The following is a 24,384-nucleotide window of genomic DNA, read 5'->3' as shown; positions in this document are numbered from 1 at the left end:
CATGAAGAAAATGTTGCGCTTTGTCCTCCTCCTTATCGTTGCGCTGGGTCTTGCCGGCGGAGCGGGAGTGTGGAAAGTTCGTCAGCTGGCGAACAGTAAGATCCTGATTAAAGACGAGACGATTTTTACCCTGAAAGCGGGGACGGGCCGCCTGGCGCTTGGCGAACAGCTTTATGGCGACAAGATCATTAACCGTCCGCGCGTGTTTCAGTGGCTGTTACGTATCGAGCCTGAACTGTCTCATTTCAAAGCCGGTACCTATCGCTTTACGCCGGGGATGACCGTCAAAGAGATGCTTCAGCTGCTGGAAAGCGGTAAAGAAGCGCAGTTCCCGCTGCGTTTTGTTGAGGGGATGCGCCTGAGCGATTATCTCGAGCAGCTGCGCGATGCTCCGTACATTAAGCATACCCTGAAAGATGACCGCTATCAGACGGTGGCCGAGGTACTGAAATTTGAACACCCTGAGTGGGTGGAAGGCTGGTTCTGGCCAGACACATGGATGTACACCGCAGGCACGACCGATGTAGCTATCCTTAAGCGGGCGCATAAAAAGATGGTTGCAGCCGTCGATTCCGCCTGGGAAGGTCGCATGGACGGTCTGCCATACAAAGATCAAAACCAGTTTGTCACGATGGCCTCAATTATTGAGAAAGAGACGGCCGTCGCCGCCGAACGCGATCAGGTGGCATCGGTCTTCATTAACCGCCTGCGTATCGGCATGCGTCTGCAAACGGACCCCACCGTCATCTACGGAATGGGCGAGAGTTATACCGGTAAGATTTCAAGAAAAGATCTGGAGACGCCAACGGCGTATAATACCTACGTGATTAGCGGTCTGCCGCCGGGCCCGATTGCCACGCCGAGCGAGGCTTCCCTGCGTGCGGCTGCGCATCCTGCTAAAACACCGTATCTCTATTTTGTGGCTGATGGAAAAGGGGGGCATACCTTTAACACCAACCTTGCCAGCCACAATCGCTCCGTTCAGGACTATCTGAAGGCACTTAAGGAAAAAAATGCGCAGTAAATATATTGTCATTGAGGGACTCGAAGGGGCGGGTAAAACCACGGCCCGCAACGTGGTGGTGGATACGCTCAAATCGCTTGGCGTTGCGGACATGGTATTTACCCGCGAGCCCGGCGGTACGCAACTGGCCGAAAAGCTGCGAAGCCTGGTGCTGGATATCAAATCCGTAGGTGACGAGGTCATCACAGATAAAGCCGAAGTATTGATGTTCTACGCGGCGCGCGTGCAGCTGGTGGAGACGGTCATTAAACCGGCCCTGGCTAATGGCAAGTGGGTAATTGGCGATCGTCATGACCTGTCGACCCAGGCTTATCAGGGCGGTGGACGTGGTATTGACCAGACGATGCTGGCCACGCTGCGCGATGCGGTGCTGGGTGATTTTCGCCCTGACCTGACGCTCTATCTGGATGTGACGCCGGAAGTGGGTCTCAAGCGCGCCCGTGCTCGCGGTGAGCTGGACCGCATTGAGCAGGAGTCGCTTGATTTCTTTAACCGTACCCGCGCGCGCTATCTGGAACTGGCGGATCAGGATGGCAGTATTCGCACCATTGATGCGACGCAATCCCTGGAAGAGGTCACCCGCGCAATTCAGAAGACGGTTACGCAGTGGCTACAGGAGCAACAGGCATGAAATGGTACCCATGGTTGCGCCCGCATTTTGAAAACCTGATCGAAAGCTATCAGGCTGGTCGGGGGCATCATGCGTTACTGATTCAGGCACTGCCGGGAATGGGGGATGATGCATTGATTTACGCCATCACCCGCTTCCTGATGTGTCAGCAGCCGCAAGGCCATAAAAGCTGTGGTAAATGCCGTGGCTGCCAGTTAATGCAGGCGGGCACGCACCCTGACTATTACACGCTCGAGCCTGAGAAGGGCAAAAGCGCGCTCGGTATTGATGCCGTGCGTGAAGTCAGTGAAAAATTGTACGAACATGCGCGGCTCAGCGGCGCAAAAGTCGTCTGGCTCAAAGACGCAGCACAGCTTACCGAGGCGGCGGCGAATGCGCTGCTTAAAACGCTGGAAGAACCGCCGGAGAAAACGTGGTTCCTTCTCTCCTGTCGTGACCCGGGGCGTTTGCTGGCAACGCTGCGCAGCCGTTGTCGTCTTCATCACCTCGCGGTGCCTCAGGAATCATGGGCGCTGAGCTGGCTTGAACGAGAAGTGACAACGTCACAGGAAGGGGCGCTCTCTGCGCTGCGCCTGAGCAGTGGTGCGCCCGCGGCGGCGCTGGCATTACTGCAGCCAGAGGTCTGGTCACAGCGAGACGCGCTCTGCCGGGCCGTTGAGTCTTCCATCACCAGCCGCGACTGGCTAAGTTTATTGCCTGTGCTTAACGGCGAGCAGGCCGCGGAACGTCTGCACTGGCTGGCTTCCTTACTTCTGGATGCGCTCAAACTCCAGCAAGGAGCAACGCTACTGACCAACCCGGACGTCTGGCCGCTGGTTAACACGCTGGCAAACAGCCTGTCAGGAGCATCATTACACGCTATCCTTCACGATATCTGTCAGAGTCGTGAACAGCTTTTAACAGTGACCGGTCTTAATCGCGAGCTTTTACTGACCGACCAGTTGCTGCGTATCGAACATTACCTGCAACCAGGCGTGACAGCGCCTGTTTCCCATCTCTGAGAGAGACATTATGTTTTTAGTCGACTCACACTGCCATCTTGATGGCCTGGATTATCAATCCCTGCATAAAAACGTGGACGACGTGCTGGCCAAAGCCGCTGCCCGTGATGTGAAGTTTTGCCTTGCCGTGGCGACAACGTTACCGGGGTATCGCGGCATGCGTGAGCTGGTGGGCGAGCGGGAGAACGTTGTTTTCTCCTGTGGTGTGCATCCGCTCAATCAGGATGAAGAATACGACGTTGAGGAACTGCGCCGGCTGGCCGCAGAAGAGGGCGTCGTGGCGATGGGGGAAACCGGGCTGGATTACTACTACACGCCGGAAACGAAACCGCGCCAGCAAGCGTCCTTCCGCCATCATATTCGCATTGGTCGCGAGCTCAACAAGCCGGTGATTGTCCATACCCGTGATGCGCGCGCCGATACGCTGGCGATCCTGAAGGAAGAAAAGGTGACGGATTGCGGTGGCGTACTACACTGTTTCACAGAAGACAGAGAAACAGCGGGTAAACTGCTTGATTTAGGGTTTTATATCTCGTTTTCGGGGATCGTGACGTTCCGTAACGCTGAGCAACTCCGCGAGGCTGCACGCTATGTTCCGCTCGATCGCATCCTCGTGGAAACAGACTCTCCGTATCTGGCACCGGTGCCGCATCGCGGTAAAGAAAATCAGCCAGCCATGACGAGAGACGTAGCCGAGTACATGGCCGTGCTTAAAGGCGTCAGCATTGAAGAGCTGGCCCGCGTCACGACGGACAACTTCTCTACGCTGTTCCATATCGACCCCGCCCGCCTGCAATCTGTTTGATACGCCTGTTTTTTTTAGGCTCGTAATTAATACATAAAACGAGTAAAGTTCACCGCCTCATTTGGGGCGGTGAAGGTGTATTTAGACACATCCAGAAATGCTTTTTGTAAATAACTGAAAGTTTTTCGACCGTCTTAAGCTGAAACGTGATAGCCGTCAAACAAACTCAGAGGGAATTATTTTACTCTGTGTAATAAATAAAGGGCGCTTAGATGTCCTGTCCACGGCACGGTACTCCCCCCGGGCCAATGCGTGAAAGCGTAAAAAAAGCACAAATACTCAGGAGCACTCTCAATTATGTTTAAGAATGCATTTGCTAACCTGCAAAAGGTCGGTAAATCGCTGATGCTGCCAGTATCCGTACTGCCTATCGCAGGTATCCTGCTGGGTGTCGGTTCTGCTAACTTCAGCTGGCTGCCAGCCGTAGTTTCCCACGTGATGGCCGAAGCAGGCGGTTCCGTCTTTGCTAACATGCCTCTGATCTTCGCTATCGGTGTGGCGCTGGGCTTCACCAATAACGACGGCGTTTCTGCGCTGGCTGCAGTTGTTGCCTACGGCATCATGGTGAAAACCATGGCAGTGGTTGCGCCACTGGTTCTGCATTTACCGGCAGAAGAGATCGCTGCGAAACACCTGGCAGACACCGGTGTTCTGGGCGGTATCATCTCCGGTGCGATTGCAGCGTACATGTTCAACCGCTTCTATCGCATCAAGCTGCCTGAGTATCTGGGCTTCTTCGCGGGCAAGCGTTTTGTTCCGATTATTTCTGGTCTGGCAGCGATTTTCACTGGCGTGATCCTGTCCTTCATCTGGCCACCAATCGGTTCCGCTATCCAGACCTTCTCTCAGTGGGCTGCTTATCAGAACCCGGTTGTAGCGTTTGGTATCTACGGCTTCATCGAGCGTTGCCTGGTACCATTTGGTCTGCACCACATCTGGAACGTTCCATTCCAGATGCAGATTGGTGAATTCACCAACGCAGCAGGTCAGGTATTCCACGGTGATATCCCACGTTACATGGCGGGTGACCCAACTGCAGGTAAACTGTCTGGTGGCTTCCTGTTCAAAATGTACGGTCTGCCGGCAGCGGCAATTGCTATCTGGCACTCTGCTAAACCAGAGAACCGTGCAAAAGTGGGCGGTATCATGATCTCCGCAGCGTTGACCTCGTTCCTGACCGGTATCACCGAGCCGATCGAGTTCTCCTTCATGTTCGTTGCGCCGATCCTGTACATCATTCATGCGGTTCTGGCGGGTCTGGCGTTCCCAATCTGTATCCTGCTGGGTATGCGTGACGGTACGTCCTTCTCTCACGGCCTGATCGACTTCATCGTTCTGTCCGGTAACAGCAGCAAACTGTGGCTGTTCCCAATCGTTGGTGCGTGCTATGCCGTTGTTTACTACACCATCTTCCGCGTGCTGATCAAAGCACTGGACCTGAAAACACCAGGTCGTGAAGATGCGTCAGAAGACAGCAAAGCCACCGCGACAAGCGAAATGGCTCCGGCTCTGGTTGCCGCATTCGGCGGGAAAGAAAACATCACTAACCTGGACGCGTGCATCACTCGTCTGCGTGTTAGCGTTGCCGACGTCGCGAAAGTAGACCAGCCGGGTCTGAAAAAACTGGGTGCAGCAGGGGTTGTTGTTGCTGGTTCGGGCGTTCAGGCAATCTTCGGGACTAAATCCGATAACCTGAAAACCGAAATGGATGAGTACATCCGCAACAGCTAAGCTGTGACCTGGGGAGACTAAGGCAGCCGAATGGCTGCCTTTTTTATGGGTAGAAACTTAAAAAGAGTAATTCGCGCTGACGGAGACGTTCAGCGGCGCGCCATAGACAACGTATGACCCGACGTAGTCGTAGTATTTTTTATCAAACAGGTTGTTAACGTTGGCCTGCAAGGCCAGATCCCTGGTGACCTGATAACGGCTGAAGAGATTCACCAGCGCATAGCTGCCCTGTTCTGCACGGGACTGGCCTGCCGGGCCACCCTCCACATCCGTCCACACTTTATTCTGCCAGTTCACCCCGCCGCCCACCGCCAGTTCCGGCAGCATAGGCAATTGATAACGGGTAAACAGCTTCATGGTCGTACGTGGCTGATCGGAACTGATGGCATTCCCGCGCTTATCTTCTGCAATAAACCGTGTCGCCCCGAAGGTTAACTGCCAGTTGTCGGTCAGTGCACCGTTTAGCTCAAATTCAATCCCTTTGCTGACCACGCCATCCAGTGATTCATAAATAGATTCACCGCTCGGCATATAGGTGTAGGTATTGCTCGCCACGTTATCCTGTTCAATACGGAAAACGGCCAGTGAGGTGGTCAGGCGGGTGTTGAACCAGTCCGCTTTCACCCCCGCTTCGTAGCTCTTACCGGTCGTAGGGTCGAGGTAACGACCGCTCGCGTCACGCTTGTCCTGTGGCTGGAAAATAGAGGTGTAGCTGACATAGGTCGACCAGTCTTCATTGATGTCATAAACCAGTCCTGCATAAGGCGTTACGTCATCTTTGGAACTTTCCAGACGGGTATCCGGGGAGCCTGCCGGGTTATAGCGAATGTTATAGTTGGTGTAACGCGCGCCAAGGATCAGGTGCAGCGGGTCGGCCAGCGAGAATCGGGCCGAGGTATACGCCGAAGACTGGCGAATGTCGTCCTGGCTATAGAGCTTCCACGGTGTCCACTGCGGGTCGGCGATAGTGCCATTCCAGTTTTTAAAATTACCCACATCCACCATACCGTATAACGCATCCGGCATGCTGTTATCGTAATGGTTACGCTGGCGGCTGAAGCTCCCGCCAAACATCATCTCATGCTGACGACCAAAAAGGCTGAAATCGCCACGCAGGAAGGCGTCGATGGCATCCTGCTTACGTTCACCGCGGTTCCAGCCGCCGTAGCCGACCATGCCTGCCCCGGTCTCTTTATCCGGATAGCCTGACATATACATCAGTTTGCTGTCGAAATGGGTTTCCGCATGCATGCCGTTGATGTGCGCTTCCCAGCCGTTGTCAAAACGTTGGGTCAGGTTGGCAAAGATACGGGTGTTGTCTTTATCCGAGTAAGCCCAGTCAGGCGCAACGGTCTGGCTGCGGTCGTAATGCGTTTTGCTTCCGTCGCTATACCAGGTTGGCAGCCCGCCCCAGGTGGGATCGGCGGTGTGACTTTCCTGGTATTCATAGCCTACGGAGAGGGTCGTGCTGTCGGTGACGTCGGCATCCACCACGCCATAGAGGAATTTTTTACGGTAGTGGTAGTTATCCACAGCGCTGTCGTTGTCCTGGTAACCGGTGATCAGACGACCGCGCACCTTGCCGGATTCTACCAGCGGGGCCTGTAAATCCAGCACATAGCGCTGCTTGTCCCAGCTGCCGTAGCTGGCGGAGACGTTCCCTTTGAATACGTTACTGTCTGCGTGCTTGCGCACCATATTGACGTAGGCGGATGGGTTACCGGTGCCGGACATCAGCCCGGTAGCGCCGCGAACCACCTCTATACGGTCATAAATGGCGGTGTCGGCGGCGGTGTCGCCAAAGTTCCATACTTCGCTGATGGAGGTCGGCAGGTCATCGAACGCATAATTACTGACGAAGAATCCGCGCGAGTAAAATACGGTGCGGTCGCTGTCCTGCACCTGGGCCGTTACGCCGGTGGTGTTGGTTAACACCTGGCCGACTGACTGCAGGTTCTGATCTGCCATGCGCTGCTGGCTAATCACGCTGACGGACTGGGGGATATCGCGGGGAACAAGTAACAGTTTGGTCCCGGTGGTGGTGGTTTTTACGCTGTAGTCCTGATCCTGTCCGCTGGAGGGATCCTGTACGTTATCAAAGCCACCCTCCACAACTACCGTATCTTCGGTCGTGGAGGCGGCAAAACTGACGGTTGGCATCAATGCCATAGCAATACAGGCTGTCAGCAACGAAGGTGTTGCGACAGGCTGGCGTTGCCCATCCCTGGTATGAGTAATGAAAGACATCATCAAACCCTTAATGAATGGTGAAGGTGGTCTGCATCAGTCCCGCATGTACGGGCTGATGTCGTTTTCTATGTTGAAAATGCGCATGAAAATGCAAATGCGAAATATACGCATTGAGATTAACGGTGTAAACAGATGTGTCAAAAGGAACTGAAATAATGTTTCAGGCGATCGCGACGCGTCAGCGCTCACTCTCCAGGCAGCTGGAGGACATTCAGGAAAGAAATCGGTGGAGAAGGTTGAAAGGACAGGAGAATCTCGCTCATACTCTTGTGTTGTGTCACACAGTAATACTGAGAATGTGTTAATGGCGGCGCACTACGCCAGATTAAACAAAAAAGGAAAAGGTCATGGCTGAAGAAACGATTTTTAGTAAAATTATCCGCCGCGAAATCCCTTCGGATATCGTTTATCAGGATGAGCTGGTGACGGCTTTCCGGGACATTTCTCCTCAGGCTCCGACACATATCCTTATTATTCCTAATATTCTGATTCCGACCGTAAACGACGTAAAAACCGAGCATGAAGTAGCGTTAGGTCGTATGCTGACAGTGGCCGCAAAAATTGCTGAGCAGGAAGGGATTGCTGATGACGGTTACCGTCTCATCATGAACTGTAATCGCCACGGTGGTCAGGAAGTTTATCATATTCACATGCATCTGCTGGGTGGACGTCCTCTGGGGCCGATGCTGGCACATAAAGGTCTTTGACATGCTTAAAGGGCGTATTGCAGCGCTGGTAATGACGATGTTGATCGTAGGGTGCAGCACGCGTCCGGCGATCCCCGTCAGCGATGAACAGACGCTGGTGATGGAATCCTCCGTACTTGCTGCGGGTATCACGGCGCAACAACCTGCGTTGTCGATCAGTGAAATCAACTCTTCTGCTTCCTCTACGCTCTTTAATGAAAGACAAGAACCAGTGACGGTGCACTACCGTTTTTTCTGGTATGACGTACGAGGTCTTGAAATGCATCCGCTGGAAGCGCCGCGCAGCGTCACTATTCCGGCAAGATCGTCGGTAACGCTCTATGGCAGCGCCAACTATCTGGGTGCACATAAGGTGAGACTTTATCTTTATTTGTAAGGGGTGAACCTTGATTAAAAATTTGAGCCGTTATGCGCTCGTGACTGCTTTCGCTCTGTTCCTCGCAGGGTGTGTGACCCGAACTGAAGAACCTGCGCCTGTGGAAGAGGCCAAACCGGGTACCGAGCAGCCGACACAGCCAACGCAGCCGCCGCCAACCGTACCGACTGTGCCGTCTATTCCGTCGCAGCCTGGTCCAATTGAACATCCGGATCAGACATCGCAGCCTGCGCCGCGCGTTCGCCATTACGACTGGAACGGTGCGATGCAACCGATGGTCGGCAAAATGCTGCAGGCTCAGGGTGTGACCGCGGGCAGCGTATTGCTGGTTGATAGCGTGAATAACCGTACCAACGGTTCGCTGAACGCGGGCGAAGCGACAGAAACCCTGCGCAATGCCCTGGCTAATAACGGTAAGTTTACGCTGGTCTCGGCACAGCAGCTCGCGGTAGCCAAGCAGCAGTTGGGCCTGTCACCGCAGGACAGCCTCGGTTCACGCAGCAAGGCGATTGGGATTGCCCGTAACGTCGGTGCGCAGTATGTGCTTTACTCCAGTGCCACCGGTAATGTGAACACGCCAGCCCTGCAGATGCAGCTGATGCTGGTTCAGACAGGCGAGATTATCTGGTCAGGTAAAGGTGCCGTTACGCAACTCTGACAGGACGCATGAAGAGATCCTGACGCGTTATTTTCCACAGTATCGCCTTATCGCGCCGCAGGCCCCTTCCGGGCTTGGCGGCGCGAGTTGCATTATAGAGCAGGGCGAGCAACGTCTGGTATTGCGGCAGAATCACGATCCCTTAGCGTCATCATCCCATTTCCGCCGTCAGTTTCGGGCACTGAAACGCCTTCCGGCGGATCTGGTGCCAAAGCCCCGTTTTTACCGCCAGGGCTGGATGGCCGTGGAGTATCTGGCAGGGGAGATCGGCAACACGCTACCGGAAACGGCAGTGCTTGCGGCTATGCTCTGTCATCTGCACCGGCAACCGCGTCTGGGGTGGCGGGTGACGCTGCTGCCGTTGCTTGAACAATACTGGCAGCAGGCTTCAGCCGACAGGCGAACCCCATTCTGGCTGGCACAGCTAAAACGGCTGCGTAAAACGGGCGAACCGCAGCCGCTTCGGCTCTCGCCGCTGCATATGGATGTTCATGCCGGAAATATTGTTCATACGTCCCTCGGTGCGAGGCTTATCGACTGGGAGTATGCCGGTGACGGAGACGTGGCGCTGGAGCTGGCGGCAGTCTGGTCGGAAGATGATGCTGCGCGGCAGCGGCTCATCACCGACTACGCCCGGGTAGCGCACATGAATGTCGGTATCCTGGGGCGTCAGGTGAGGCGCTGGCGACCGTGGGTCGTCATGCTGATGGCTGGCTGGTTTGAAATGCGCTTTCAGCAATCCCGAGACAAACAATTTATTGCGCTGGCAGATGATGCCTGGCGTCAGTTACAAACTAAAGGATAAGAGAGGTTGGTGTGGGTCCAGTCATGTTGGATGTAGAAGGGTTTGAACTGGATGCGGAGGAGCGTGAAATACTGGCGCACCCGCTGGTGGGAGGCCTGATCCTGTTCACCCGCAACTATCACGATCCGGCGCAGTTGCGAGAACTGGTGCGCCAGATCCGTGCTGCATCGCGCAATCATCTGGTGGTGGCCGTCGATCAGGAAGGCGGACGCGTACAGCGTTTCCGCGAAGGCTTTACTCGCCTGCCTGCCGCCCAATCTTTTGCGGCATTACTGGGCACGGAAGAGGGTGGCAAACTGGCGCAAGAGGCTGGCTGGCTGATGGCCAGCGAGATGATTGCCATGGATATCGACATCAGTTTTGCGCCGGTTCTGGACGTGGGGCATATCAGCGCCGCCATTGGCGAACGCTCATACCATGAAGATCCGCGTATTGCGCTGGCGATAGCGAGCTGTTTCATTGACGGTATGCACGACGCGGGAATGAAAACCACCGGGAAACATTTCCCGGGACACGGTGCGGTGACCGCCGACTCGCACAAAGAGACGCCGCGCGATCCGCGTCCGGAAGCTGACATTCGTGCCAAAGATATGTCGGTGTTCCGCTCCCTGATCACCGATAACAAGCTGGACGCCATCATGCCAGCGCACGTGATTTACAGCGACGTCGACCCGCGTCCTGCAAGCGGGTCCGCGCACTGGCTGAAAACCGTTTTGCGTCAGGAGCTGGGGTTTAATGGCGTGATTTTCTCTGACGATTTGTCGATGGAAGGGGCGGCGATTATGGGCAGCTACGCCGAGCGCGGTCAGGCGTCGCTGGACGCAGGTTGCGATATGATCCTCGTCTGCAATAATCGTAAAGGTGCCGTCAGCGTGCTGGATAACCTGTCGCCGATCAATGCACAGCGTGTTACACAATTGTATCATAAAGGTTCATTTAGCCGTCAGGAGCTGATGGACTCGGCGCGCTGGAAGACGGTCAACGCGCAGCTTGAAGCCCTGAATGAACGCTGGCAGGCACATAAAGCCAGCCTGTAAATCCTCCCGGAAGGCGTAGCGTGGTGAGAAGACAATGATCATCTATTTACACGGTTTTGACTCAAACAGTCCTGGTAATCATGAGAAGGTCCTGCAGCTGCAGTTTATCGATCCGGATGTCCGGCTGATCAGTTACAGCACACGCCATCCAAAGCATGATATGCAGCACCTGCTCAAAGAGGTGGACAAGATGTTGCAGCTCAACATCGATGACCGTCCGCTGATTTGTGGCGTGGGATTAGGTGGCTACTGGGCAGAGCGGATTGGATTCCTGTGCGATATCCGCCAGGTGGTGTTCAATCCTAATCTTTTCCCGAATGAGAACATGGAAGGTAAAATTGACCGCCCTGAAGAGTATGTCGATATTGCCACCAAGTGCGTCAGTAATTTTCGGGAGAAAAACCGCGACCGTTGTCTGGTGATCCTGTCGCGTAATGATGAAGCCCTTAACAGCCACCGGGCGGCTGAGCTGCTGCATCATTACTATGAAATTGTCTGGGATGAAGAACAGACCCACAAATTCAAGAACATCTCCCCGCATTTGCAGCGGATCAAAGCCTTCAAAACCCTGGGCTAAGCCACTGCGTACGACCTGCCAGGCCCGGCCGCGAAAGCGCGGCGGGCTTTCTTTTTGTCCAGAATTGTCTACTTTTAAGCCATCAAAACTTGATGCATATCAATTTTGGTATGACCAATGCGCCTGACGTGGTATTCTCAATGCACCTGAATGGTTTCAGTGCTGTAACCTGTTGTTAATTAAGGGTTATTTTTATAACTTTTAATTAACAATTGGTTAATAATTTGAGGGGGTCACGTTGACTACGCCATTGAAAAAGATAGTGATTGTCGGCGGTGGTGCTGGCGGGCTGGAGCTGGCTACACAGTTAGGCAAGAAGCTCGGTCGCGGCAAAAAAGCCAAAATTACGCTGGTGGATCGTAACCACAGCCACCTGTGGAAACCGCTGTTGCACGAAGTGGCGACCGGTTCACTGGATGAGGGCGTGGACGCGCTGAGCTATCTGGCACATGCGCGCAATCACCATTTCCAGTTCCAGCTGGGCTCCGTGGTGGATATCAATCGTGAGAGCAAAACCATTACCCTGGCAGAGCTGCGCGATGAAAAAGGGGAACTGCTGGTTCCTGAGCGCAAACTGCCGTATGACACGCTGGTCATGGCGCTGGGCAGTACCTCCAATGACTTCAACACACCAGGTGTAAAAGAGCACTGTATCTTCCTCGATAACCCACATCAGGCACGTCGTTTCCACCAGGAAATGCTGAACCTGTTCCTGAAGTACACCAGCAATATGGGTGCGAACGGGAAGGTTAATATCGCGATTGTTGGTGGGGGGGCGACGGGCGTCGAGCTTTCTGCTGAGCTGCACAACGCGGTGAAACAGCTGCACAGCTACGGCTATAAAGGCTTAACCAATGACGCGCTGAACGTGACGCTGGTTGAAGCGGGTGAACGTATCCTGCCGGCGCTGCCTCCGCGCATTTCCGGCGCGGCGCATAATGAACTGACCAAGCTGGGCGTGCGGGTTCTGACCCAAACCATGGTGACCAGCGCGGACGACGGCGGCCTGCACACCAAAGATGGCGAGTACATCAAAGCAGACCTGATGGTCTGGGCTGCTGGCATCAAAGCGCCTGATTTTATGAAAGAGATTGGCGGGCTGGAAACGAACCGTATTAACCAGCTGGTGACCGAGCCGACCCTGCAAACCACACGCGATCCGGATATTTTCGCCATCGGCGACTGTGCTTCCTGCGCGCGTCCGGAGGGCGGTTTTGTGCCTCCGCGTGCTCAGGCAGCGCACCAGATGGCAAGCCTGGTACTGCACAATATTCTGGCGCAGTACAAAGGTAAGCCGATGAAAGCTTATGTCTATAAAGACCATGGTTCTCTGGTATCGCTCTCGAACTTCTCTACCGTCGGCAGCCTGATGGGTAACCTGATGCGCGGCTCCATGATGGTGGAAGGGCGTATTGCACGCTTTGTCTATATCTCGCTCTATCGTATGCACCAGATTGCCCTGCACGGTTACTTCAAAACCGGGCTGATGATGCTGGTGGGACGAATCAACCGCGTTATTCGACCACGCCTGAAGCTGCACTAATATTCTCTCCCTCCGGGGCCTCCGGAGGGGATTTTTAGCATATCATGCTGCTCATCGTACATTGAGTGCTTAAGAGTTCTCCTAAACACAATATATCTCTCCTCCATGTCCACTTTTTGATCCTTTGTCTTATTGGCGAAGCGCGACCTGCATTGCAAAATTGTTACCAATAGCAACAAAGGAGGAAGTCCCGTGAATAAATCAATGTTGGCGGGTATAGGGATTGGCGTCGCTGCTGCGTTAGGTGTGGCTGCCGTTGCCAGTCTCAACGTACTGGATCGCGGCCCACAATACGCACAGGTCGTGTCTGCTACCCCGATTAAAGAAACCGTGAAAACGCCTCGTCAGGAGTGCCGTAACGTCTCCGTGACCCATCGCCGTCCGGTACAGGATGAAAACCGTATCGCCGGTTCAGTACTGGGTGCGGTTGCCGGTGGTGTGATTGGCCATCAGTTTGGTGGTGGTCGTGGTAAAGATGTGGCGACCGTGGTCGGCGCGCTGGGCGGCGGCTATGCCGGTAACCAGGTGCAGGGCGCTATGCAGGATAACGACACGTACACGACGACTCAGCAGCGCTGCAAAACCGTCTATGACAAGTCGGAGAAAATGCTGGGTTACGACGTGACGTACAAAATTGGCGATCAGCAGGGCAAGATCCGCATGGATAAAGACCCGGGTACTCAAATTCCGCTGGATGGAAACGGCCAGCTGGTACTGAATAACAAAGTGTAAAAAAGATGTTCTCTGAACTTAGCTCCTCAAGCGCTCAGGCTGAGGAGCTTTTTTTTTGCGTCAGATTTTGAGCAGTTCAGGCCACAGTTTCAGCGTGGTCGCGGTAATGGTTTGCAGTTTTTCCAGCGTAGCCCCTTCACGAGCGCTTATCGACATACCCTGCAAAATACAGTTCAGGTATTGCGCCAGCATCTGTGGATTGCAATGCGCAGGAATTTCACCTCGTTGTTGGCGCTGAGACAGGAACGCGCTTAGCGTCTCTTCCTGCATGGCATGGCGCGATTTCACCGTGTTGGCAATCTCTTTTGAGGAGGCCGCAAGGGTGGCAGAGGTGTTAATCATAAAGCAGCCCGCAGGGGTATCTTTACTGGTGAAGCAGGTCGCGACGGTGGTGAAGTAGTCCCGTAGCGCCTGTTCGACGCTTTTCTCTTCACAAAACAGCTGGGCTTCGTGTTTCGCCGCAAAGCGTGAAATGTATCTGTCCAGCACTGCCCTGAACAGCCCCTCTTTATTGGTGAATTCAGCATACAGCGTGGGTGCTTTGGCACCGGTAGCTTCCACCAGATCGGAAAGCGAGGTCGCTTCATACCCATGTTGCCAGAAGAGAGTCATGGCCTTATCAAGCGCTGCATCCCTGTCGAACACTTTTGGTCGGCCACGGCTTTTCTTCGCGCAACTCGTCACGTCGGTTGTCATTTGCCGTTGGTCCTCTGTTGGTTTGTTGAATAATCATTATAAAAATAATCGCGGGTGACCACCAGCACTGATGAGAGAAAAATAAATTAATCATATGGGTATGAAAAATAACGGATTTAAAATTTAATTAATGTTCGTTATAAAAAGATGTTGACGCGTGAGCTGGATCACATTTATGATTTACCTATCGATCGTTAACTAAATAGCTAACGACCTCCAAATCATCTGCCCAAAGGTAAAAATCATGAAAAACGTAAAAACCCTCATCGCTGCTGCTGTTCTGAGTTCACTTTCTTTCGCAAGCTTCGCTGCTGTTGAAGTGCAATCAACCCCTGCTGACCAGCATAAAGTCGGGACTATCTCTGCTTCTGCCGGGACTAACCTGGGCTCACTGGAAGATCAGCTGGCGCAGAAAGCTGACGAGATGGGTGCAAAATCTTTCCGCATCACCTCCGTGACCGGTCCTAACACCCTGCACGGCACCGCTGTTATCTACAAATAAGCCTGGCTAAACCCTCATTTATGCCACTGCGATGCCACTGTAAAAAAGCCCTGCTCAGCAGGGCTTTTTTTATTGGGGATTACATCGACTGCTGGGTGACATCCTGATGCCGGGTGACATCGGTGGGCATCCCGGAACGCGCCTCCATCGCACGCTCCATCACGATGCCATCCGTGCGGGCATTCGTTTTAAAGCTCACCATCGCGGCATTCAGATTAATTGGCAGTGTCTGCGGATCGTCGCCAATGTTTTTCGATAACGGCTGGTGAATTTCAACCAGTCTTACGCCACCCGGCTCCTCAGAAACCTTAATGGGCGTATTAATAATATTCACTCGAGTACCAGGCGTGATCACGCTATAGAGCGTCTTGATATCATCATCGCGCAGACGAATACAGCCGGAACTGACGCGCATCCCGATACCGAAATCCGCATTTGTTCCATGCAGAAGGTAAACGCCACCATAGGCCGCAAGACGGATCGCGTGGTGACCCATCGGATTCTCCGGACCCGCTGGCACCACAGCCGGCAAATCAATCCCCTGTGCTTTATAGCGAGCACGAATATTAGCCGTTGGCGTCCAGGTTGGGTTGGCACGTTTATCCGATACGGTGGTGACCATTGTTGGGGTCAGCGTGTCGCCGCCCAGCTGGCCAATACCGATTGGATAAACGGTGACTTCATTTTTACCCGGTGGGTAATAGTAAAGACGCAGCTCGGCAAGGTTTATCACGATCCCTTCGCGCGCTACATCCGGGAGAATGGTCTGCAACGGGATGGTCAGGACGCTGCCAGCGCGTGGCACATAGGGGTCGACGCCAGGGTTAGCCTGCAGCAGAGCCAGAAAGCCTACGTTATATTTTTTGGCAATCGCTTCGAGCGATCCCCCATTATTTTCAACCACATGAAAACGGTTTTCGCCCACGACCTTGCTGCCAGCAGGGGGAAGAGGCCAGGTATTTGCGCGTGCAGGAAGCGCAACAGCGACCGTTGCTGCCAGCGCAAACACGGTTATCCAGCGGGTAAAACGCGAAGAGGTCATCATCACCATAATCCATATAAATAATAAGGTTATTGTTTTATAAGGCGTTAACGATAATTATGGCGAATGGGTATGTCGGGAAATCCAGGTGAAGTGCAAAGAGTTTGTAAATTGTCCCCCCGTAAGCATTGCGCCAACGGGGGGAAGGGGAATTATGCGACAGCGTTCTCTTCCAGCTGACGCATAAAGTGACGAACCCACTCCATCCGGTTTTTACGATCCGTCAGCTCCTGCGTAAATTTCAGACGCGTTGGACCATCCAGACGGAAATGCTGCGGCTGTTTCTGGAGCAGACCGATTAGCCACATCGGATTAACGTGATTCTTCTCGGCAAATTCAATCACGCCACCTTTTTCATTGCCTTCGAGCTTACGAATGCCCAGCTTCTGTGCCTGCTGGCGCAGCCTCGCAATATCCAGCAGGTTTCTCGCGGCATCCGGCAACAGGCCAAAGCGATCGATCAGCTCTACCTTAATTTCATCCAGTTCGTTCTCATTTTTCGCACTGGCGATACGTTTGTAGAACGACAGACGCGTGTTCACATCCGGAATAAAATCATCCGGTAGCAGGGAAGGCATGCGCAGTTCCACCTCAGTTTGCTGGCTGGTCAGATCTTCCAGCGATGGCTCACGTCCGGCCTTCAGGGCATCGACCGCATTTTCCAGCAGCTCCATATAGAGCGAGAAGCCGATGGTTTCCATCGAGCCGCTCTGGTCTTCGCCCAGAAGTTCACCTGCACCGCGGATCTCAAGGTCGTGTGTCGCCAGCGCGAAGCCCGCGCCCAGATCTTCCAGCGATGCGATAGCCTCCAGACGTTTTTGCGCATCGGTGGTCATCGCTTTCGGATGCGGGGTCAGCAGCCAGGCGTAGGCCTGATGGTGCGAGCGGCCAACGCGGCCACGCAACTGGTGAAGCTGCGCCAGTCCAAAGTGATCCGCGCGCTCAATAATGATGGTATTGGCCGTCGGAATATCGATCCCGGTCTCAATGATGGTGGTACACACCAGGACGTTAAAGCGCTGGTGGTGGAAATCGTTCATCACCCGCTCCAGCTCGCGCTCGCGCATTTGACCGTGACCGATAGCGATGCGCGCTTCCGGCACCAGTTCTGCCAGCCTGTCCGCCGCTTTCTGGATATTTTCCACGTCGTTGTAGAGATAATAGACCTGACCCCCGCGCAGTACTTCACGCAGAATAGCCTCGCGGACGACCAGGTTGTCGTACTCACGAACAAAGGTTTTTACCGCCAGACGACGTGCCGGCGGCGTGGCGATAATCGACAGGTCGCGCATGCCGCTCATCGCCATATTCAGCGTTCGCGGAATCGGTGTGGCGGTGAGGGTGAGGATATCGACGTCGGCACGCATCGCTTTAATACGCTCTTTATGACGGACCCCGAAGCGGTGTTCTTCATCGACGATCAACAGCCCCAGATCTTTCCACTTCACATCACTCTGCAGTAGCTTGTGGGTGCCGATCAGAATATCGATCTTACCCTCGCTGGCCTGTTCCAGAATCTGCGTCTGCTCTTTGGTACTGCGAAAACGTGACAGCATCTCAATACGAACCGGCCAGTTGGCGAAACGGTCACGGAAGTTGTCAAAATGCTGCTGGGCGAGCAGGGTGGTAGGCACCAGCACCGCGACCTGTTTGTTGTTTTCTACCGCGAGGAAGGCGGCGCGCATCGCCACTTCGGTTTTGCCGAAGCCGACATCGCCGCAAACCAGCCTGTCCATCGCCAGCGGCTGGCACATGTCGCTCAGCACAGCATTAATGGCCTGAGCCTGATCCGGCGTGGTTTCAAACGGGAAGCTATCGCAGAACATCTGGTACTGTTGTTTATCATGCCTGAAGGCAAAGCCTTCTTTGGCCGCGCGTTGGGCGTAGATATCCAGCAGCTCTGCCGCCACATCACGCACTTTTTCCGCGGCTTTCTGCCGCGCGCGCGCCCAGGCGTCGCCGCCCAGTTTATGTAATGGCGCATGATCTTCTGCACCGCCGGCATAGCGGCTGATGAGATGCAGTGAAGAGACCGGCACATAGAGTTTGGCGTCATTGGCGTAGGTCAGCATCAGGTATTCGCCCTTGATGCCACCGGCTTCCAGCGTCGTCATGCCCTGATAACGGCCCACCCCGTGCTCGAGGTGAACAATCGGCTGGCCGGGGTGCAGTTCGGCGAGGTTACGGATCAGCGTGTCCGGATTAATGGTGCGACGGCTGTCCTGACGGCGGCGCGCCACGCGTTCCCCCAGCAGGTCGCTTTCGCAAATCAGCGCCAGATTGTTGAGGGTATCCACAAACCCGTGTTCGGCGGAGCCAATCATCAGATAACGGCCATTACCGGTGGCTTCACTCAGGCGCAAAATACGTTTCGGCGCGATTTTGATCCGCCCCAGCAGTTCACCCAGCGCTTCCCGGCGGCCTTCGCTTTCAACGGAGAACACGACCGGCCCGGTAAAGGATTCGAGGAACTTGCGCAGATTATCCAGCGGCGACTTCTGCTGCGCCTGAACGGATAAATCCGGTAGCGTGCGGAAGGCGAGGTTGGTATTGGCGGCCTTGTCGGCGAGCGAATCGGTTTTGAGCTGCATACGCGGCCAGCGTTTCAGCTCGGCGTTCAACTCGTCGGTGCGCAGCCACAGCACCTCCGGTGGCAACAGCGGACGCATCGGGTCCAAGCCCCGGTTTTCAAAGCGGGCGCGAGTTTCGCTCTCAAAACGGCTGGCGCTGGCGTCGATATCACCGGTGTTAACAATCAGCGTATTGGCCGGGAAATAGCTGAACAGCGCGGGCAGAGGCTCGTTAAAGAACAGCGGCTGCCAGTATTCAATACCCGCCGGCAACGTCCCTTTGCTGACCTGCTGGTAGATATGTTCGGCATCGCGTTTGACGTCGAATTTGTCGCGCCACTGGCTGCGGAACAGTTCGATTGCGGTTTTGTCTGTCGGGAACTCATGTGCGGGCAGTAAATTGATGGAGTCCACTTCTTCCAGCGTGCGCTGCGTGTCGGCGTCGAATATGCGCAGGCTGTCGATTTCATCATCGAAGAAATCCAGACGATACGGCTGGTCGCTGCCCATCGGGTAAAGATCGAGCAGTGCACCACGCGTGGCATATTCCCCGTGCTCCATCACCTGATCGACATGGCGATAACCGGCGCTGTCGAGCTGTGCACGCAGGGCATCCCGGGACAGGCGCTGGCCTTTTTTCATCACCAGCGCATGGCCATGAAGATAGCTGTGCGGACAGACGCGCTGCATCAGGGTGTTTACGGGGACGATCAGCACGCCGCGCTGCATCGTCGGTAACTGATACAGGGTCGACAGACGAGAGGAGATGATCTCCTGGTGCGGCGAGAAACTGTCATACGGCAGCGTTTCCCAGTCGGCCAGACTGAACACCAGATTGTCAGTGAACTGGCGAATTTCATCATGCAGACGCAGGGCATTTTGCATATCCGGGGCAACCAGTACCACCGGACCCGGGTGCCGCTCAGCGATTTCTGCCACCAGCGTGGCGCACGCCGCGCCAGTAAGTTCGCCCAGCTGGCGCTGATCGCCCGCTTTGACAGGCAAGGAATATCGATAGTGTTCAGGCATGGCTATGTCAGAGTCTCTTGGGGATATACCAACAGTATTGGGGCATATCACTGATACGCAATGTCTTTATTATCCTCGATCGTTTTACATAATCAAACCGGAACCGCACAGGGAGGAAATTCGCCCCCAAAAGGGGGCGAAAAGCGCATCAGCGGCTGGCCGATGACGGAGAAAGCGTGGAAGGCGGGGAGAAGAACACATCACCAAACAGTGCGGTGGAGACCTTTCGCACCCCAAGCCCGGCAACGGTGCAGAGCAACAGGCTGGCAAACGGGTAGACCAGAATCAACGTCAGCTCCGCCCAGACCGGCCAGTATGCGGCATTCATCTCACCAATCAGGAACAGGCTAAAGGCCTCAATCAGGATGCGATGGGTGGTATAAATCGCGATGGTATTAGAACCGATCACGTTAAGCAGATTATTAGGATGGACGGCATAACGTTGCTCAATGCTGTAGAAAAGCTTCATGATCAACACAATCGACAGCAGGGAGAGCAGCAGCGGGACGTTAGCAAACCACAGCACCACAGAAACGGCAGCGAACGCGGCTAACGCCAGCCAGGCGCGACGCAGATTGAACCCTTTCATCCACGCCATCAGCTCAGCGCCATACCACGCGCCGAGGCTGTAGTAGATCATGTTGCGCACCACGCTGTTCATTCCCCACCACGGCAGCGGCAGGAAGTTTATCGCGACGCTCGCCAGTGCCAGCAGCCCCAGTACCGGCAGCTTCCAGCGGCTCAGCAGTTTACACAGCGTGAAATAGACCACCAGGGCATACAGATACCAGAGACTGGTGCTGGCGGTGAGCATTCCCTTCACAAACCCGGAAAGGGAATCGGCATAGGCCGCATTGGAGGAAGTGGCCAGTTCACGCTCGGGAGCAAGCCAGGCGTTGAGGTGGCTCAGCGCCTGCCATTGCAGAACGCCCCACAGCGCCAGTACCCAGACAATGCTCCAGATCCGTTTATCGAGACTGGTACGCCAGTCCACCTCATCAATGTAACGTCGAATCAGATAGCCGGAAATGAAGAAAAACACCGGCATGCGGAAGGGAGCAAGATAGAGATTAAAATAGACCCAACATTTGGCGAGAAGACCGGATAACGGATGTTGTAACCCATTGAGATGGGGATAAAAGGTGATGACTGAATGGTAGATAACCACCAGGCAAATACACAGCCCTTTTATCTGGTTAATCCATAATGCTTTTTGCTTCATTGTTCGCGACTACCTTTTTGCCATAAACGAACGAACAATTGTTGTTAAACAAAACCGTGATGTAACGGGTAACAGTCTGTATCAGGAGGTTTTTCGGAAAAGGTGGAGGCTGTACAGGGAGGTTTCAGAGAGTAGCACCCTGATTTATCTGAATTTTTCAGAAAAATGATTACCAAAGCTTACGGTTTCAGTCATTTACGCTTAAGGGATTCGCTTATATACTCGTGGGTCTGCTATCAGCAAACAGACGGATTTCATGTACCAACCTGTCGCACTCTTCATAGGCTTACGTTACATGCGTGGGCGCGCCGCGGACCGCTTCGGTCGTTTTGTCTCCTGGCTTTCGACTATTGGCATTACGCTTGGCGTAATGGCTCTGGTGACGGTTCTTTCCGTCATGAACGGCTTTGAGCGCGAGCTGCAAAACAACATCCTGGGGCTGATGCCGCAGGCTATCCTCTCCTCAACCAACGGTTCCGTTAACCCACAACAGCTCCCGGAAAGCGCGGCGAAGTTACAGGGTGTCACGCGCGTTGCGCCGTTAACCACGGGCGATGTGGTGCTGCAAAGCGCCCGTAGCGTGGCGGTCGGCGTGATGCTGGGCATTGACCCGGCGCAAAACGACCCACTGACGCCATTCCTCGTGAACGTGAAGCAGACCGACCTGGAAGCTGGCAAATATAACGTGATCCTCGGCGAGCAACTGGCCGGGCAGCTTGGCGTCAACCGTGGCGACCAGCTGCGTGTAATGGTACCGTCGGCCAGTCAGTTTACGCCGATGGGACGTTTGCCAAGCCAGCGCTTGTTCACGGTGGTTGGCACGTTTGCCGCCAACAGCGAAGTCGATGGTTATCAGATGCTGGTGAATATTCAGGACGCGTCACGTCTGATGCGCTATCCGGCGGGGAATATCACCGGCTGGCGCCTGTGGCTCGACGCCCCGCTAAAAGTGGATACCCTCAGCCAGCAAACGTTGCCGGAAGGGACCAAATGGCAGGACTGGCGTGAACGCAAGGGCGAGCTGTTCCAGGCCGTGCGGATGGAAAAAAATATGATGGGGCTGCTGCTGAGCCTGATCGTGGCGGTCGCGGCCTTCAACATCATCACCTCACTGGGGTTGATGGTGATGGAAAAGCAGGGTGAGGTCGCCATTCTGCAGACTCAGGGGCTAACGCCGCGCCAGATCATGGCGGTATTTATGGTGCAGGGTGCCAGTGCCGGGATTATCGGTGCGCTACTCGGTGCGGCGCTGGGGGCGCTGCTCGCCAGCCAGCTTAACAATTTAATGCCGATCATCGGCGCTCTGCTTGATGGTGCGGCGCTGCCCGTGGCTATCGAACCGTTACAGGTGATTGGAATTGCGCTGGCTGCGATGGCCATTGCGCTGCTTTCTACGCTTTATCCTTCCTGGCGCGCTGCCGCCACTCAACCCGCTGAGGCTTTACGTTATGAATAAGATCCTGTTGCAATGCGACAACCTGTCCAAACGCTATCAGGAAGGCACTGTGCAGACTGACGTGTTGCACAATGTGAGCTTCAGCGTGGGCGAAGGTGAGATGATGGCGATTGTGGGCAGTTCCGGCTCCGGGAAAAGTACGTTATTACACCTGCTCGGTGGGCTGGATACACCCACCAGCGGTGACGTGATTTTCTCCGGCCAGCCAATGAGCAAAATGTCATCTGCGGCAAAAGCGGAGCTGCGTAACCGCGAGCTGGGCTTTATCTACCAGTTTCACCACCTGCTGCCGGATTTCACGGCGCTGGAAAACGTGGCGATGCCGCTGCTGATTGGTAAAAAGAAACCCGCAGAAATTAACACCCGCGCCAGCGATATGCTGAAAGCGGTTGGGCTTGGGCATCGCGGTAATCATCGTCCTTCTGAACTTTCCGGCGGTGAACGCCAGCGTGTGGCCATTGCGCGTGCGCTGGTCAACAATCCGCGCCTGGTACTGGCGGATGAGCCAACGGGTAACCTGGACGCCCGCAACGCGGACAGTATTTTCCAGCTGCTGGGTGAGTTGAATGCCTCGCAGGGAACCGCGTTTCTGGTGGTAACCCACGATCTCCAGCTGGCAAAACGGATGGGACGTCAGCTTGAGATGCGCGACGGTCATCTGAACCCAGAACTGACCCTGATGGGGGCGGAGTAATGGCTTCACCGTTATCGTTACTCATAGGGTTGCGTTTTAGCCGCGGACGTCGTCGCGGCGGCATGGTGTCACTGATCTCGGTGATCTCCACCATCGGTATTGCGCTGGGGGTGGCGGTGCTGATCGTGGGCCTTAGCGCCATGAACGGTTTTGAGCGTGAACTGAATAACCGCATCCTGGCGGTGGTCCCGCACGGTGAAATCGAACCGGTGAATCAGCCGTGGACGCACTGGAGCGATGCCCTGAGCAAAATCGAAAAAGTGCCAGGCATCGTGGCGGCCGCGCCTTACATTAACTTTACCGGGCTGGTCGAGAGCGGCGTTAACCTGCGCGCCATTCAGGTAAAAGGGGTGAACCCGGTGCAGGAAGAGCGCCTCAGCGCGTTGCCGAAATATGTGCAAAACGGCGCGTGGGCAAACTTTAAGGCCGGTGAACAGCAAATTATTATGGGCAAAGGCGTTGCCGAGGCCCTGAAGGTTAAGCAGGGCGACTGGGTCTCTATCATGATCCCGAACGCCAGTGCCGACCACAAGCTGCAGCAACCTAAACGCGTACGTCTGCACGTCACCGGTATTCTTCAGTTAAGCGGCCAGCTCGATCACAGCTTTGCGATGGTGCCGATGGAAGACGCGCGCCAGTATCTCGACATGGCCGACAGCGTGACGGGGATTGCCATTAAGGTCAACGACGTCTTCAACGCCAATAAGCTGGTGCGTGATGCCGGCAGCGTGACCAATAACTATGTCTACATCAAAAGCTGGATTGGCACTTACGGTTATATGTACCGTGATATCCAGATGATCCGCGCCATTATGTATCTGGCGATGGTGCTGGTGATTGGGGTCGCGTGCTTTAATATCGTCTCGACGCTGGTGATGGCGGTCAAAGACAAGAGCGGCGACATCGCCGTCCTGCGTACCCTGGGGGCAAAAGACGGTCTTATTCGCGCCATCTTTGTCTGGTACGGTCTGCTGGCTGGGCTGTTCGGGAGCCTCTGCGGCGTGGTGATTGGCGTGGTGGTTTCTCTGCAGCTGACGCCAATTATCAATGGCATCGAGGCGCTTATTGGCCACCAGTTCCTGTCAGGTGATATCTATTTTATTGACTTCCTGCCGTCTGAATTGCACTGGCTGGACGTTTTTTATGTGCTGGTAACGGCACTTTTACTGAGTCTGCTGGCAAGCTGGTATCCGGCGCGTCGCGCAAGCCGAATTGATCCGGCGAGGGTATTAAGTGGCCAGTAATTACGTCATGATTTAGCGGTCGTCAGGCCGCCAAATCAAAAAGAGGAATGCG

22 protein-coding genes are annotated in these 24,384 nt (G+C 54.7%); 17 read left to right on the top strand and 5 right to left on the bottom strand.

All coding sequences use genetic code 11. The features are described 5' to 3' along the window. Position 1 precedes the first annotated feature (1 nt). From yceG to ptsG, 5 genes are all read left to right on the top strand, one after another. Complete coding sequence (gene yceG, locus ACMVME_RS04290) at positions 2-1,024, top strand: cell division protein YceG (protein ID WP_020884666.1); 1,023 nt, start codon at positions 2-4, stop codon at positions 1,022-1,024. Continuing rightward, positions 1,014-1,655: a dTMP kinase gene (gene tmk / locus ACMVME_RS04285; protein ID WP_014169579.1), complete on the top strand. Its 642-nt coding sequence runs from the start codon at positions 1,014-1,016 to the stop codon at positions 1,653-1,655. Before yceG ends, tmk begins: the two co-directional genes overlap by 11 nt. After that, positions 1,652-2,656 carry a DNA polymerase III subunit delta' gene (gene holB / locus ACMVME_RS04280; protein WP_050736637.1) on the top strand — a complete coding sequence of 335 codons (1,005 nt, stop codon included), beginning with the start codon at positions 1,652-1,654 and terminating at the stop codon, positions 2,654-2,656. The genes tmk and holB overlap by 4 nt, the downstream gene beginning before the upstream one ends. Positions 2,657-2,666: 10 nt before the next feature. Continuing rightward, entirely contained in the window at positions 2,667-3,461 is a 795-nt protein-coding gene (locus ACMVME_RS04275; RefSeq protein WP_032677884.1) for a metal-dependent hydrolase, read from the top strand. A gap of 297 nt (positions 3,462-3,758) precedes the next feature. Further along, the gene (gene ptsG / locus ACMVME_RS04270) at positions 3,759-5,192 is read left to right on the top strand and encodes a PTS glucose transporter subunit IIBC (protein ID WP_014169582.1); all 1,434 of its coding nucleotides are present in this window, start codon (positions 3,759-3,761) and stop codon (positions 5,190-5,192) included. Between the two features lie 57 nt (positions 5,193-5,249). Here ptsG and fhuE read toward each other — a convergent pair whose 3' ends face one another. Beyond that, positions 5,250-7,439, bottom strand: a complete 2,190-nt coding sequence (gene fhuE / locus ACMVME_RS04265; protein WP_050736638.1) for a ferric-rhodotorulic acid/ferric-coprogen receptor FhuE — start codon at positions 7,437-7,439, stop codon at positions 5,250-5,252. A gap of 350 nt (positions 7,440-7,789) precedes the next feature. Here fhuE and hinT point away from each other — a divergent pair, with 350 nt between their 5' ends. The 8 genes from hinT (at position 7,790) to ACMVME_RS04225 (ending at position 13,877) form a co-directional block, all read left to right on the top strand. Next, the gene (gene hinT, locus ACMVME_RS04260; protein ID WP_014169584.1) at positions 7,790-8,149 is read left to right on the top strand and encodes a purine nucleoside phosphoramidase; all 360 of its coding nucleotides are present in this window, start codon (positions 7,790-7,792) and stop codon (positions 8,147-8,149) included. Between the two features lies 1 nt (position 8,150). Further along, complete coding sequence (locus tag ACMVME_RS04255) at positions 8,151-8,525, top strand: YcfL family protein (RefSeq protein ID WP_014169585.1); 375 nt, start codon at positions 8,151-8,153, stop codon at positions 8,523-8,525. 10 nt (positions 8,526-8,535) lie between these two features. Next, entirely contained in the window at positions 8,536-9,183 is a 648-nt protein-coding gene (lpoB, locus tag ACMVME_RS04250; RefSeq protein WP_014169586.1) for a penicillin-binding protein activator LpoB, read from the top strand. Further along, positions 9,164-9,988 (top strand): thiamine kinase, encoded by an 825-nt coding sequence (gene thiK / locus ACMVME_RS04245; RefSeq protein ID WP_050736639.1) that lies wholly within the window; start codon positions 9,164-9,166, stop codon positions 9,986-9,988. Before lpoB ends, thiK begins: the two co-directional genes overlap by 20 nt. A gap of 11 nt (positions 9,989-9,999) precedes the next feature. Then, entirely contained in the window at positions 10,000-11,025 is a 1,026-nt protein-coding gene (nagZ, locus tag ACMVME_RS04240) for a beta-N-acetylhexosaminidase (RefSeq protein WP_020884661.1), read from the top strand. 34 nt (positions 11,026-11,059) lie between these two features. Then, on the top strand, positions 11,060-11,602 hold the full coding sequence (ycfP, locus tag ACMVME_RS04235; RefSeq protein ID WP_013097106.1) for an alpha/beta hydrolase YcfP: 543 nt from the start codon (positions 11,060-11,062) through the stop codon (positions 11,600-11,602). 238 nt (positions 11,603-11,840) lie between these two features. Further along, positions 11,841-13,145 carry an NAD(P)/FAD-dependent oxidoreductase gene (locus ACMVME_RS04230; protein WP_025204449.1) on the top strand — a complete coding sequence of 435 codons (1,305 nt, stop codon included), beginning with the start codon at positions 11,841-11,843 and terminating at the stop codon, positions 13,143-13,145. Positions 13,146-13,337: 192 nt separating this feature from the next. Beyond that, complete coding sequence (locus ACMVME_RS04225; RefSeq protein WP_008500779.1) at positions 13,338-13,877, top strand: glycine zipper 2TM domain-containing protein; 540 nt, start codon at positions 13,338-13,340, stop codon at positions 13,875-13,877. 60 nt (positions 13,878-13,937) lie between these two features. On the opposite strand, the gene comR is transcribed toward ACMVME_RS04225, so the two are convergent. After that, entirely contained in the window at positions 13,938-14,573 is a 636-nt protein-coding gene (gene comR / locus ACMVME_RS04220; protein WP_014169591.1) for a TetR family copper-responsive transcriptional repressor ComR, read from the bottom strand. Between the two features lie 244 nt (positions 14,574-14,817). Here comR and bhsA point away from each other — a divergent pair, with 244 nt between their 5' ends. Next, positions 14,818-15,075, top strand: coding sequence for a multiple stress resistance protein BhsA (gene bhsA, locus ACMVME_RS04215; protein ID WP_013097102.1), 258 nt, complete (start codon positions 14,818-14,820; stop codon positions 15,073-15,075). A gap of 79 nt (positions 15,076-15,154) precedes the next feature. On the opposite strand, the gene ldtC is transcribed toward bhsA, so the two are convergent. The 3 genes from ldtC to ACMVME_RS04200 all read right to left on the bottom strand — a co-directional run bounded on the left by ldtC (position 15,155) and on the right by ACMVME_RS04200 (position 20,938). Next, on the bottom strand, positions 15,155-16,120 hold the full coding sequence (ldtC, locus tag ACMVME_RS04210; protein WP_032681246.1) for a L,D-transpeptidase LdtC: 966 nt from the start codon (positions 16,118-16,120) through the stop codon (positions 15,155-15,157). Between the two features lie 149 nt (positions 16,121-16,269). Then, complete coding sequence (gene mfd, locus ACMVME_RS04205) at positions 16,270-19,716, bottom strand: transcription-repair coupling factor (RefSeq protein ID WP_414743389.1); 3,447 nt, start codon at positions 19,714-19,716, stop codon at positions 16,270-16,272. Positions 19,717-19,864: 148 nt separating this feature from the next. Next, positions 19,865-20,938 (bottom strand): acyltransferase family protein, encoded by a 1,074-nt coding sequence (locus ACMVME_RS04200; RefSeq protein WP_014169594.1) that lies wholly within the window; start codon positions 20,936-20,938, stop codon positions 19,865-19,867. 256 nt (positions 20,939-21,194) lie between these two features. Here ACMVME_RS04200 and lolC point away from each other — a divergent pair, with 256 nt between their 5' ends. From lolC to lolE, 3 genes are read left to right on the top strand one after another with little or no spacing between them, the layout of a single operon-like run. Beyond that, on the top strand, positions 21,195-22,394 hold the full coding sequence (gene lolC / locus ACMVME_RS04195) for a lipoprotein-releasing ABC transporter permease subunit LolC (protein WP_032681244.1): 1,200 nt from the start codon (positions 21,195-21,197) through the stop codon (positions 22,392-22,394). After that, a complete protein-coding gene (gene lolD / locus ACMVME_RS04190; RefSeq protein WP_020884656.1) occupies positions 22,387-23,088 on the top strand; it encodes a lipoprotein-releasing ABC transporter ATP-binding protein LolD in 702 nt (233 codons plus the stop codon). Before lolC ends, lolD begins: the two co-directional genes overlap by 8 nt. Continuing rightward, positions 23,088-24,332, top strand: coding sequence for a lipoprotein-releasing ABC transporter permease subunit LolE (gene lolE / locus ACMVME_RS04185; protein ID WP_014169597.1), 1,245 nt, complete (start codon positions 23,088-23,090; stop codon positions 24,330-24,332). Before lolD ends, lolE begins: the two co-directional genes overlap by 1 nt. Positions 24,333-24,384 lie beyond the last annotated feature (52 nt).

Origin of the sequence: Enterobacter cloacae complex sp. 2024EL-00711 (assembly GCF_047529885.1) — a bacterium.
Classification (GTDB): Bacteria; Pseudomonadota; Gammaproteobacteria; order Enterobacterales; family Enterobacteriaceae; genus Enterobacter; species Enterobacter ludwigii.
Note: the sequence above shows the minus strand (reverse complement) of the source record. Positions and strands in the feature narration are given on the sequence as shown.